Origin of the sequence: Escherichia sp. E14S1 (assembly GCF_004211995.1) — a bacterium.
Classification (GTDB): domain Bacteria; phylum Pseudomonadota; class Gammaproteobacteria; order Enterobacterales; family Enterobacteriaceae; genus Escherichia.
Genome location: NZ_RHJQ01000003.1, coordinates 362,427 through 374,426 on the forward strand (window position 1 = coordinate 362,427; position 12,000 = coordinate 374,426).

Sequence of the window (12,000 nt, forward strand, 5' to 3'; positions counted from 1 at the left end):
CATTTTATGATCAGTTCATTATGGATCGCCAAAACGGGCCTCGATGCCCAGCAAACCAATATGGACGTCATTGCCAACAACCTGGCAAACGTCAGTACCAATGGTTTCAAGCGCCAGCGGGCGGTGTTTGAAGATCTGCTTTATCAAACCATTCGCCAGCCTGGCGCACAGTCTTCCGAACAAACTACCTTGCCATCCGGGTTACAAATCGGTACGGGAGTACGTCCGGTCGCCACTGAACGCTTACACTGCCAGGGCAACCTGTCGCAAACCAATAACAGCAAAGATGTGGCGATTAAAGGGCAGGGCTTTTTCCAGGTCATGCTGCCGGATGGCTCATCAGCGTATACCCGCGACGGCTCTTTCCAGGTGGATCAGAACGGGCAACTGGTGACGGCGGGCGGTTTTCAGGTGCAGCCAGCAATCACCATTCCGGCGAATGCGTTAAGCATTACCATTGGTCGTGATGGCGTGGTCAGCGTTACCCAGCAAGGACAGGCCGCTCCGGTTCAGGTTGGACAACTCAATCTCACCACGTTTATGAACGACACTGGCCTGGAGAGCATTGGCGAAAACCTCTACACCGAAACACAATCCTCCGGCGCACCGAACGAAAGCACGCCAGGTCTGAACGGCGCTGGGCTGTTGTATCAAGGATATGTTGAAACGTCTAACGTCAACGTGGCGGAGGAACTGGTCAACATGATTCAGGTACAGCGCGCCTACGAAATCAACAGTAAAGCGGTATCCACCACCGACCAGATGCTGCAAAAACTGACGCAACTCTAAAGCATACCGGTAGGGCAACTTACCGGTTTATTGATTTTTGAAGATGATAGCCATGCGAAAAAAATACGGCATTTCCACCTTGTTGGTGCTTTCACTGACCGGCTGCGCCTGGATCCCGTCTACCCCGCTGGTGCAGGGGGTGACCACGGCACAACCTGTACCCGGCCCGACGCCCGTCGCCAATGGTTCCATTTTTCAGTCTGCCCAGCCGATTAATTATGGCTATCAGCCGTTATTTGAAGATCGCCGACCACGCAATATCGGCGATACGCTGACTATTGTGTTGCAGGAAAACGTCAGCGCCAGCAAGAGTTCGTCTGCTAATGCCAGCCGCGACGGAAAAACCAACTTCGGGTTTGATACTGTGCCGCGCTATTTGCAGGGGCTGTTTGGTAATGCCCGTGCCGACGTCGATGCCTCTGGCGGTAATAGCTTCAATGGTAAAGGTGGGGCAAATGCCAGCAATACCTTTAGCGGCACCTTGACCGTGACGGTTGATCAGGTGCTGGTCAACGGCAACCTGCATGTGGTGGGCGAAAAACAGATCGCCATTAATCAGGGTACGGAATTTATTCTTTTCTCCGGCGTGGTCAATCCACGCACCATCAGTGGCAGCAACACTGTACCGTCAACCCAGGTGGCAGACGCGCGCATTGAGTACGTTGGCAATGGCTACATTAACGAAGCACAAAACATGGGCTGGTTACAGCGTTTCTTCCTTAACCTGTCGCCAATGTAAGTGAGGCTGTGGTGATTAAATTTCTCTCTGTATTCATTCTTCTGCTGGTAGCGACCGTTGCACAGGCTGACCGCATTCGCGATCTCACCAGCGTACAGGGCGTACGGCAAAACTCGCTGATTGGTTATGGCCTTGTTGTTGGCCTTGACGGTACGGGCGACCAGACGACCCAGACGCCGTTTACCACTCAAACGCTTAATAACATGCTCTCACAGTTGGGAATTACCGTTCCGACTGGCACCAATATGCAGCTAAAAAACGTCGCGGCGGTGATGGTGACAGCGTCACTTCCGCCGTTTGGACGCCAGGGGCAAACCATCGATGTGGTGGTTTCTTCCATGGGCAATGCCAAAAGCTTGCGTGGCGGTACGTTGTTGATGACACCACTTAAGGGCGTCGACAGCCAGGTTTATGCGCTGGCGCAGGGCAATATTCTGGTCGGTGGCGCGGGGGCATCAGCGGGAGGTAGCAGCGTTCAGGTAAACCAACTGAATGGCGGGCGGATCACCAACGGTGCGATTATTGAGCGCGAATTGCCCAGCCAATTCGGCACTGGCAATACCCTCAATTTGCAGCTAAATGACGAAGACTTCGCGATGGCGCAGCAGATCGCCGATACCATCAACCGCACCCGAGGATTCGGCAGTGCCACGGCGTTAGATGCCCGAACTATTCAGGTACGTGTGCCGAGCGGTAATAGTTCCCAGGTGCGTTTCCTTGCCGATATCCAGAATATGCAGGTCAATGTCACCCCGCAGGACGCCAAAGTCGTGATTAACTCGCGCACCGGTTCGGTGGTGATGAATCGTGAAGTGACCCTCGACAGTTGCGCGGTGGCGCAGGGCAATCTCTCGGTTACGGTAAATCGTCAGGCCAATGTCAGCCAACCAGATACACCGTTTGGCGGCGGACAGACCGTGGTAACGCCACAAACGCAGATCGACTTACGCCAGAGCGGCGGTTCGCTGCAAAGCGTGCGTTCCAGCGCCAGCCTCAATAACGTGGTGCGCGCGCTCAACGCCTTGGGAGCCACCCCGATGGATTTAATGTCCATACTGCAATCTATGCAAAGCGCGGGATGTCTGCGGGCAAAACTGGAAATCATCTGATGATTAGCGACAGCAAGCTGCTGGCGAGCGCCGCCTGGGATGCTCAATCACTTAACGATCTGAAAGCGAAAGCGGGCGAAGATCCAGCTGCAAATATTCGCCCGGTAGCTCGCCAGGTGGAAGGGATGTTTGTGCAGATGATGCTAAAAAGCATGCGTGAAGCCTTACCGAAAGATGGCCTGTTCAGCAGCGAGAATACCCGGCTCTACACCAGCATGTATGACCAGCAGATAGCCCAACAGATGACAGCAGGCAAAGGTCTGGGACTTGCGGAGATGATGGTAAAACAGATGACGCCAGAGCAGCCATTGCCAGCAGAAGAAATGCCTGCCGGACCGATGAAATTCCCACTTGAAACGGTGATGAGTTTTCAAAATAAAGCGCTCAAGCAGATGGTGCAAAAAGCCTTACCGCACAATTTCGATGCTTTGCTGCCTGGTGACAGCAAAGCGTTCCTTGCACAGCTCTCGCAGCCAGCTCAATTGGCAAGTCAGCAAAGCGGTGTGCCACATCACCTGATCCTCGCCCAGGCTGCGCTGGAATCCGGCTGGGGACAACGACAAATTCGTCGCGAAAATGGCGAGCCGAGTTACAACGTGTTTGGCGTAAAAGCGTCAGGTAACTGGAAAGGGCCAGTTACTGAAATCACAACCACCGAATATGAAAACGGCGAAGCGAAGAAAGTAAAGGCGAAGTTTCGTGTTTACAGTTCTTATTTCGAAGCATTGTCAGATTACGTTGGGCTGTTAACCCGTAATCCACGCTACGCCGCCGTGACTCGCGCTGCCAGCGCCGAGCAGGGGGCGCAGGCATTACAGGATGCAGGTTATGCCACCGATCCTGAGTATGCCCGCAAACTCACCAATATGATTCAGCAATTGAAATCGGTAAGCGACAAGGTGAGCAAAACCTACAGTATGAGTATCGATAATCTGTTCTGAATAATTCAAGTCCGGCGGGTGTCTGCCGATAATGCTCTGTAATTGAAGGCTTACAAGGAACCTCCATGTCCAGCTTGATTAATAACGCCATGAGCGGACTTAACGCTGCCCAGGCGGCGTTAAATACGGCGAGTAATAATATTTCCAGCTATAACGTTGCCGGATATACCCGACAAACCACCATTATGGCGCAGGCTAACAGTACGTTAGGTGCGGGCGGTTGGGGAGGCAATGGCGTTTATGTTTCTGGCGTGCAACGTGAATACGATGCGTTTATTACCAATCAGTTACGTGCGGCCCAGACCCAGAGTAGCGGCCTGACTTCCCGTTATGAGCAAATGTCGAAAATCGACAATATGCTCTCTGGCAGCACCACGTCGCTGGCAACGCAAATGCAGGACTTCTTTACCAGTTTGCAAACGCTGGTCAGTAACGCAGAAGATCCTGCTGCACGGCAGGCGCTGATTGGCAAGGCAGAAGGTCTGGTAAATCAGTTTAAAACCACTGACCAGTATCTGCGCGACCAGGACAAACAGGTCAATATCGCTATAGGTGCCAGCGTTGACCAGATCAATAATTATGCCAAACAAATCGCCAGCCTGAACGATCAGATCTCCCGTTTAACAGGTGTGGGAGCAGGGGCATCACCCAATGATCTCCTTGATCAACGCGATCAACTGGTGAGTGAATTAAACCAGATCGTTGGTGTTGAGGTCAGCGTTCAGGATGGCGGTACTTACAATATCACCATGGCCAATGGGTATTCGCTGGTTCAAGGCAGTTCGGCACGTCAGCTTGCAGCAGTCCCATCCAGTGCCGATCCTTCTCGTACGACAGTCGCTTATGTTGATGGGACGGCGGAACATATTGAGATCCCAGAGAAATTGCTGAATACGGGGTCGCTGGGCGGCATTCTGACATTTCGTTCTCAGGACCTGGACCAGACGCGTAATACGCTCGGGCAACTGGCGCTGGCATTTGCTGAGGCTTTCAATGCCCAACATAACAAGGGGTATGATGCCAATGGTAAAGAAGGGGAGGATTTCTTTGCTATTGGTAAGCCCGCTGTTCTGGAAAATAGCAAAAACAAAGGAAGCTCCGCGATCGGTGCTACGGTGACCGATAGTTCCGCTGTACTGGCGACAGATTACAAAATCACGTTCCAAGATAATCAGTGGCAGGTCACCCGTCTGGCAAGCAATACCACTTTTACGGTGGTGCCGGATGCCGACGGTAAAGTCTCATTTGATGGTCTGGAACTGACCTTCACCGGAACGCCAAAACCAAACGACAGCTTCACGTTGAAACCGGTAAGCGATGCCATCGTCAATATGGATGTACTAATCACTGACGAAGCGAAAATCGCCATGGCCAGCGACGAAACTGCCGGTGAAAGCGACAACCGCAATGGTCAGGCGCTGCTGGATTTGCAAACTAATGGCAAAACGGTCGGCGGGGGGAAATCCTTTAACGATGCCTATGCCTCGTTGGTTAGCGATATCGGGAATAAAACCGCCACGTTGAAAACCAGCAGCACTACTCAAAGTAATGTGGTGACGCAACTTTCTAATCAGCAGCAGTCTATCTCTGGCGTCAATCTCGACGAAGAGTACGGCAATCTGCAACGTTTTCAGCAGTATTATCTGGCCAATGCCCAGGTTCTGCAGACGGCGAATGCCATTTTTGATGCGCTGATTAACATTCGCTAAGGGGAGATAAGATGCGTTTCAGTACCCAGATGATGTACCAGCAAAATATGCGCGGTATCACCAATTCTCAGGCGGAATGGATGAAGTACGGCGAACAGATGTCGACGGGTAAGCGAGTCGTTAACCCTTCTGACGATCCTATTGCAGCATCACAAGCCGTGGTTCTCTCCCAGGCGCAGGCGCAAAACAGCCAGTACACACTGGCGCGGACTTTCGCGACCCAAAAGGTGTCGCTGGAAGAAAGCGTGCTTGGCCAGGTGACGACGGCAATCCAGAATGCCCAGGAAAAAATTGTTTATGCCAGCAACGGCACGTTAAGTGATGATGACCGGGCATCGTTGGCAACGGATATTCAGGGGATTCGCGACCAGTTGTTAAACCTGGCGAATACCACGGATGGGAACGGGCGTTACATTTTTGCCGGTTATAAAACAGAATCCGCGCCGTTTAGTGAGGCTGACGGTGATTATGTCGGCGGAACAGAGAGTATTAAGCAGCAGGTCGATGCCTCTCGCTCAATGGTGATAGGGCATACAGGTGACAAAATTTTCAACAGTATCACCAGCAACGCGGTAGCGGAACCTGACGGTAGCGATTCTGAAACTAACCTGTTTGCTATGCTGGATAGCGCCATCGCGGCGCTAAAAAAGCCAGTTGCAGATAGCGAAGCGGATAAAGAAACCGCCGCAGCGGCATTGGATAAAACCAACCGTGGTCTGAAAAACTCACTGAATAATGTCCTGACCGTACGCGCGGAACTCGGCACGCAACTGAATGAACTGGAGTCGCTGGATTCATTAGGTAGCGATCGCGCTTTAGGGCAAACGCAGCAGATGAGCGATCTGGTTGATGTGGACTGGAATGCGACTATTTCATCTTACATCATGCAGCAAACGGCGTTGCAGGCGTCGTACAAAGCGTTTACAGATATGCAAGGATTGTCGCTTTTCCAGCTCAACAAATAAGCTCGTTTTTAAGCATATCTTGAAACTGGGTATGTTTTGTCTGCCTGCTCTGGGATCGCCGGGGCGGGCATTTTTTTGCTATGAGGCATAAAGAACTATTACAGACATGCCTGCAAATCAGCCAATGTTGCCATCAGTATCATAGAATCGACAGGTGACGGCTCAAAACCCACTCGCAGATAAAATTCGCGGGCCTGGTCTGATAACGCATGGACCAACATTCCGCGAATACCAATGACTTCAGCTGCCTGTAGTACTCGTAGACCGGCATCTCTGACCATCGCGCGACCGATACCCTGACCCTGTAATGATTTATCTATTGCCAAACGACCAAGTACTACAACAGGGATCGGTTCTGGCATATTACGGCGAAATCGTCCTGTTGCGACATGCATTTCGACGGCGCTTGAGGCAAGCGAATAATAAGCCAAAACGTTGCTATGAGTATCACAGCCAACAAATGTACGTGATGCACCTGCAAGCTGATTTTTTAGGGCCCTCTGCTTTAGCCAGTTATCCATCGTTTCTACCCCCGAGCAAAAAGAAGTGAATTGATGCTTTGCCTGGAGTGGTTCGGGGGCCTGAATCATTTTTTCTGTTCCCACGGCGCGGGTGTTTGCATGGTTTTGCGTAATGCAGAATTGGGCGCGGGTGGCTGATCCAGCCGATTCAAAAATAGCTGATAATCATCAGAATCCATCCTGAAAATTCGCTGCTCAATGAGCGCCTCTTCAGCGGCGGCTCTGGCGGCCTCAAGGACAAATTCGGTGCGATTTTTTCCTCGGGCTTTAGCGGCCCGGTCGATAAGATCGCGTTCCGCGGGTTTTATGCGCAGATTTAAAGATTCGCGCCTGGCTGGAATGTTGTTGGCGGCTGGCATAAAAAATCCTTCAGCTTTATATGGATAATAATTATACAACATATGTAACGCTAATGTCATTACAGCAAAGGCACTGCCCCTGAAATAAAAAGCCCCGGCGATTGCCAGGGCTTGATCACTTTGAGTTAAGTTTTACTCAACAGGTTGCGGACGCGCAGGGCCAGCAGATGCATGATGTGTTGCTGCATGACCACCTGCGGCACCTTTACCTTCAAAGGCAAAGCTTGGGCGCTGCCAGTCACTGTGACGCGGTGCTTCCGGAACATATTCCGGTGCCGGAGCGCGTGTCATCGGCGCAGTGGCGTGGTTATGTTCAACGATTGCCTCGGATATAACAGGAGCTACCGCTTCAACTTCAGCTGCGACTTCAGCGACGACCGGGGCGGCAGGTTGAGCGACAACTTCAGGTTCGGCAACCACAACCTCGGCAGTTTCGGCAACTTCTTCAATGTCTGCCGTCTCTTCCTGCGGTTCAACTACCGGTTCTGCGTGCTCTGCAACGTCCTGCGCTACGGCAACATCGGCCTCGGCAATCACCTGAGGCTGTTCTGTTACCGCTGCGGCAATCACTTCAGGATGCGTTGTTTCAACAACTTCTGGTTGCGGTTCTGCAACCTGAACAGGTGTTTCTACAACTTCAGCCACCTCTTCAACAACCGGCGCAGCAACAACCGGTTCGACAGAGGCAGCAACAGGGACTTCTGTCACCATCGGCTGCACCTGCACTTCTTCCTGTTCGCGTTGCTCCTCAACCTGTACATCTTGCGGACGTACAACCGGATAACGGATCCATACTTTGCCAGAGGCCAGTTCCGGAGATGCGCACGCTACGGTTAACGGCATCGGTGACTGGGACGGATAACGCTCGTCACGATAGCGACGACGACGCTGACCACTCACGCGCAGGTGACGAGGCGAACGGCGAGAACGACGCGGCATGCCACCGTTGTCACGGTTATCGGCGTTGTTCTCTTCTTGCTGTTCCGGCGCAGTTTGCGCTACGACTGGCAGCGGTACTTTCACCAGTTCAGTGCTCGGGGCTTGTGCTTCCTGAGTAACAGGCTCGGCAGCGACAGTTTCTTCAACCACCGGTGCGGCTACCACTTCTTCTGCAACGCTTTGTTCATAGCGCACTTTCTGATTCAGCTGACGTTGTTTACGACGCGGCTGAACCGGACGTACACGTTCTTCCTGTTCGGTTTCCTGAACAGATTGCTCTTCAACATTCAGCGCCTTCACTTCTTGTTGCGCCTGACGTTTATCATCGTTACGGCGGCGGCTACGCTCACGACGCGGCGCTTGCTGTTCGTCAGTGGTACGCGCTTTTTCCGTTACATCAGCCTGCTGACGGCTATCACGCGTCTCAGCCGTTTGCTGCTGCGCCTGGCGACGATTACGACGGTTTTCTTCGCGATTATCGCTACCTTCCGTACGTTCGCTACGCGTGTCGCGGCGTTCATTACGGTCACGGCGGTTGTTCTGACGAGGCTTACGGCGATCCTGTTGACGTTCCGGTTTCGCTTCCTCTTTTGGTGCAGGTTGCTCGACCGATTTGGTTTCTTCACCGCCACTGAACAGCGATTTCAGTACACTGAAAAGGCGGCTCAACAGACCCGGTTGTGCCGGAGCTGCAGGCGTTGCTGGTGCAGCTTTAGGTGCCGGGGCTGCTGCAGGCGCTACAGGTTCAGCCGGAGCTGGCGCTGGTGGCACATCCGGCATAGCAAAGGTTGCCAGTGCAGGTTGTTCAGGACGCTTACGTTCAGCGAACTCTTCTTCAGACGGCAACGCCATCGCTTCTTCATGCAGTTTTGGCAGCATGTAGCTTAAGGTCGGCGTTTCTTCCCCTTTACGCACGCGCAGCACGTGGTAGTGCGGAGTTTCCATCTGATCGTTTGGTACAATCACACAGCGCACGCCGTCCTGACGAGTTTCAATGGCATTTACCGCAGAACGTTTTTCGTTCAGCAGGTAAGAAGCGATTGGTACAGGAACAATGGCGTGAACTTCCTGAGTGTTCTCTTTCAGCGCTTCTTCTTCAATCAGACGCAAAATAGAGAGTGACAGGGATTCATTGTCACGCACGGTGCCAGTACCAGAACAACGCGGACAAACGTGATGACTGGATTCACCCAGCGACGGGCTCAGGCGCTGACGGGACATCTCCAGAAGGCCGAAGCGAGAAATATGGCTGATTTGAATACGAGCACGGTCCTGACGCACCGCTTCGCGCAGACGGTTTTCTACCGCACGCTGGTGGCGTACAGGCGTCATGTCGATGAAGTCGATAACAATCAGACCACCGAGGTCACGCAGACGCAGCTGACGAGCAATTTCATCAGCAGCTTCCAGGTTGGTGTTAAACGCAGTTTCTTCGATATCGCCGCCGCGAGTTGCACGTGCGGAGTTGATGTCGATGGCGGTTAACGCTTCGGTGCTGTCGATAACAATAGAGCCACCAGACGGCAGACGGACTTCACGCTGGAAGGCGGACTCAATCTGCGATTCAATCTGGTAGTGGCTGAACAGCGGAATTTCACCGGTGTACAGTTTGATTTTGCTACTGAAGTCCGGGCGACCTAATGCAGCGATATGCTGACGTGCCAGTTCGAGCACTTTCGGATTATCGATAAGAATTTCGCCGATGTCCTGGCGCAAGTAATCGCGGAATGCGCGAACGATTACGTTGCTCTCCTGGTGAATCAGGAACGGAGCAGGGCGACTTTCAGCCGCTTTTTTGATGGCTTCCCAGTGCTTCAGACGGAAGCTTAAATCCCATTGCAGCGCCTCAGCAGATTTACCGACGCCTGCGGTGCGCACGATAAGCCCCATGCCTTCCGGCAGTTCCAGGCTTGCCAGTGCTTCTTTTAATTCGGTACGGTCGTCGCCTTCGATACGGCGAGAAATGCCACCCGCGCGCGGGTTGTTCGGCATCAGAACCAGATAGCTACCCGCCAGGCTGATAAAGGTAGTTAATGCCGCGCCTTTGTTGCCGCGCTCTTCTTTATCAATCTGAACAATAACTTCCTGGCCTTCACGCAACACATCTTTAATGTTGGGACGACCATGAGCACTATAGTTAGCTGGGAAATATTCGCGGGCAATTTCTTTAAGAGGGAGGAAACCGTGACGTTCAGCGCCGTAATCAACAAAAGCAGCTTCCAGACTCGGTTCAATGCGGGTGATTTTACCTTTGTAGATGTTAGCTTTTTTCTGCTCATGCCCCGGGCTTTCGATATCCAGGTCATACAGACGCTGCCCATCTACAAGGGCAACGCGCAACTCTTCCTGCTGAGTTGCGTTAATTAACATTCTTTTCATCGTAACTTACTCATTATTCTTACATTGACGACTAAGCTGCGGGCAAAGTAACGCCTTGCCGGGTGTGAACCGATGGCCTCGTGTCTAGTCGCGTCGCCAACCTCACGGTTATCGTCAGCTCAAAGAGGCGCAGAGTGTCGGTTGCCCGTTTTTCATGCGGAAAAACAGCGCAATTATCAGAGAAACAGACTGGGTATTACTCTCCAGAAATATTTCCATCTACCGGTAAGGACTGCAACCCGCAGCCCGCTAACTGCCTGAAAGATCAATACGTCTTACGCCATTGCTGCGTTGATGATCGGTCGGGCAAAATGGGTTATTCCGTAAAATTTCTTGTTTTAACAAGGTTGGACACGGAAACGTTCTCATTATTCCATTGCAAGCCTTGTTATAGCAAGATGACTTTTACCATTTATCACCCACTTACTCACAGTTTTTTCACTTCTTGCTGGCGATTGGTTTAATAACCACCAATCAGGTGATCACCCTGCGAAGTAATAAGGTGCAAAACTAAATATAAGCATAGAAAAATGAGTGGCGCGAATCCTGCTGGCTATTTAGAATCGCCCACCATGAAAACAGAGACTCCATCCGTAAAAATCGTTGCTATCACTGCTGACGAAGCAGGGCAACGTATCGATAATTTTTTGCGTACCCAACTGAAAGGCGTACCAAAAAGTATGATCTACCGTATTTTGCGTAAAGGTGAAGTACGGGTGAACAAAAAACGTATTAAACCTGAATATAAACTCGAAGCTGGCGACGAAGTGCGTATTCCGCCAGTTCGCGTTGCCGAACGGGAAGAAGATGCGGTGTCGCCACATCTGCAAAAAGTGGCGGCGCTGGCGGATGTCATCTTATATGAAGATGATCATATTCTGGTGCTGAATAAACCGTCCGGCACGGCGGTACATGGCGGCAGTGGTTTAAGTTTCGGCGTTATTGAAGGTTTGCGGGCGTTGCGCCCTGAAGCGCGGTTCCTCGAACTGGTGCATCGACTCGACAGGGACACTTCAGGCGTGCTGCTGGTGGCGAAAAAACGCTCGGCGTTACGTTCGCTGCATGAGCAGTTACGTGAAAAAGGCATGCAGAAAGATTACCTGGCGCTGGTGCGTGGTCAGTGGCAGTCACACGTGAAGAGTGTACAAGCGCCGTTGCTGAAGAATATTTTGCAAAGCGGTGAGCGTATTGTGCGTGTGAGCCAGGAAGGTAAACCATCCGAAACGCGTTTTAAAGTGGAGGAACGCTATGCGTTTGCCACTCTGGTGCGTTGTAGCCCGGTTACCGGACGTACTCATCAGATCCGAGTGCATACTCAGTATGCCGGTCATCCTATAGCGTTTGACGATCGTTACGGCGACCGTGAATTCGATAAACAACTGACTGAAGCGGGAACGGGGTTAAATCGCTTGTTCCTGCATGCGGCGGCGCTGAAGTTTACCCATCCGGGGACCGGTGAGGTGATGCGTATCGAAGCGCCAATGGATGATGGTTTGAAGCGTTGTTTGCAGAAACTGCGTAACACGCGTTAATGCGAGCATATAAACCTG

10 protein-coding genes are annotated in these 12,000 nt (G+C 52.1%); 7 read left to right on the forward strand and 3 right to left on the reverse strand.

Features of this window, described 5'->3' with window-relative positions:
* Positions 1–6: 6 nt before the first annotated feature.
* From flgG to flgL, 6 genes are all read left to right on the forward strand, one after another.
* A complete protein-coding gene (flgG, locus tag D9734_RS04025) occupies positions 7–789 on the forward strand; it encodes a flagellar basal-body rod protein FlgG (RefSeq protein WP_130205521.1) in 783 nt (260 codons plus the stop codon).
* Positions 790–832: 43 nt separating this feature from the next.
* The gene (locus D9734_RS04030; protein WP_130205523.1) at positions 833–1,528 is read left to right on the forward strand and encodes a flagellar basal body L-ring protein FlgH; all 696 of its coding nucleotides are present in this window, start codon (positions 833–835) and stop codon (positions 1,526–1,528) included.
* 11 nt (positions 1,529–1,539) lie between these two features.
* Positions 1,540–2,637, forward strand: a complete 1,098-nt coding sequence (gene flgI / locus D9734_RS04035; protein ID WP_130205525.1) for a flagellar basal body P-ring protein FlgI — start codon at positions 1,540–1,542, stop codon at positions 2,635–2,637.
* Entirely contained in the window at positions 2,637–3,578 is a 942-nt protein-coding gene (flgJ, locus tag D9734_RS04040) for a flagellar assembly peptidoglycan hydrolase FlgJ (protein WP_130205527.1), read from the forward strand. The genes flgI and flgJ overlap by 1 nt, the downstream gene beginning before the upstream one ends.
* Before the next feature lie 65 nt (positions 3,579–3,643).
* Positions 3,644–5,287, forward strand: coding sequence for a flagellar hook-associated protein FlgK (gene flgK / locus D9734_RS04045; protein WP_130205529.1), 1,644 nt, complete (start codon positions 3,644–3,646; stop codon positions 5,285–5,287).
* A gap of 11 nt (positions 5,288–5,298) precedes the next feature.
* Positions 5,299–6,252 carry a flagellar hook-associated protein FlgL gene (gene flgL, locus D9734_RS04050; protein ID WP_130205531.1) on the forward strand — a complete coding sequence of 318 codons (954 nt, stop codon included), beginning with the start codon at positions 5,299–5,301 and terminating at the stop codon, positions 6,250–6,252.
* A 98-nt stretch (positions 6,253–6,350) separates the two neighbouring features.
* Here the strand turns inward: flgL and D9734_RS04055 are convergent, their stop codons facing one another.
* From D9734_RS04055 to rne, 3 genes are all read right to left on the reverse strand, one after another.
* Positions 6,351–6,842 (reverse strand): GNAT family N-acetyltransferase, encoded by a 492-nt coding sequence (locus D9734_RS04055; RefSeq protein WP_130205533.1) that lies wholly within the window; start codon positions 6,840–6,842, stop codon positions 6,351–6,353.
* Positions 6,839–7,132 carry a DUF1778 domain-containing protein gene (locus tag D9734_RS04060; RefSeq protein WP_130205535.1) on the reverse strand — a complete coding sequence of 98 codons (294 nt, stop codon included), beginning with the start codon at positions 7,130–7,132 and terminating at the stop codon, positions 6,839–6,841. The genes D9734_RS04055 and D9734_RS04060 overlap by 4 nt, the downstream gene beginning before the upstream one ends.
* Positions 7,133–7,264: 132 nt before the next feature.
* The gene (gene rne / locus D9734_RS04065) at positions 7,265–10,450 is read right to left on the reverse strand and encodes a ribonuclease E (RefSeq protein ID WP_130205537.1); all 3,186 of its coding nucleotides are present in this window, start codon (positions 10,448–10,450) and stop codon (positions 7,265–7,267) included.
* Between the two features lie 572 nt (positions 10,451–11,022).
* Here rne and rluC point away from each other — a divergent pair.
* Positions 11,023–11,982 carry a 23S rRNA pseudouridine(955/2504/2580) synthase RluC gene (gene rluC, locus D9734_RS04075; RefSeq protein WP_024191859.1) on the forward strand — a complete coding sequence of 320 codons (960 nt, stop codon included), beginning with the start codon at positions 11,023–11,025 and terminating at the stop codon, positions 11,980–11,982.
* Positions 11,983–12,000: the final 18 nt, after the last annotated feature.

Excerpts from the sequence above, each read along its gene's own strand:
- flgJ (WP_130205527.1), top strand. The coding sequence starts at position 2,637 with ATGATTAGCGACAGCAAGCTGCTGGCGAGCGCCGCCTGGGATGCTCAA.
- flgG (WP_130205521.1), top strand. The coding sequence starts at position 7 with ATGATCAGTTCATTATGGATCGCCAAAACGGGCCTCGATGCCCAGCAA.
- rne (WP_130205537.1), bottom strand. The coding sequence starts at position 10,450 with ATGAAAAGAATGTTAATTAACGCAACTCAGCAGGAAGAGTTGCGCGTT.
- D9734_RS04060 (WP_130205535.1), bottom strand. The coding sequence starts at position 7,132 with ATGCCAGCCGCCAACAACATTCCAGCCAGGCGCGAATCTTTAAATCTG.
- D9734_RS04055 (WP_130205533.1), bottom strand. The coding sequence starts at position 6,842 with ATGATTCAGGCCCCCGAACCACTCCAGGCAAAGCATCAATTCACTTCT.
- flgL (WP_130205531.1), top strand. The coding sequence starts at position 5,299 with ATGCGTTTCAGTACCCAGATGATGTACCAGCAAAATATGCGCGGTATC.
- flgK (WP_130205529.1), top strand. The coding sequence starts at position 3,644 with ATGTCCAGCTTGATTAATAACGCCATGAGCGGACTTAACGCTGCCCAG.
- rluC (WP_024191859.1), top strand. The coding sequence starts at position 11,023 with ATGAAAACAGAGACTCCATCCGTAAAAATCGTTGCTATCACTGCTGAC.
- D9734_RS04030 (WP_130205523.1), top strand. The coding sequence starts at position 833 with ATGATAGCCATGCGAAAAAAATACGGCATTTCCACCTTGTTGGTGCTT.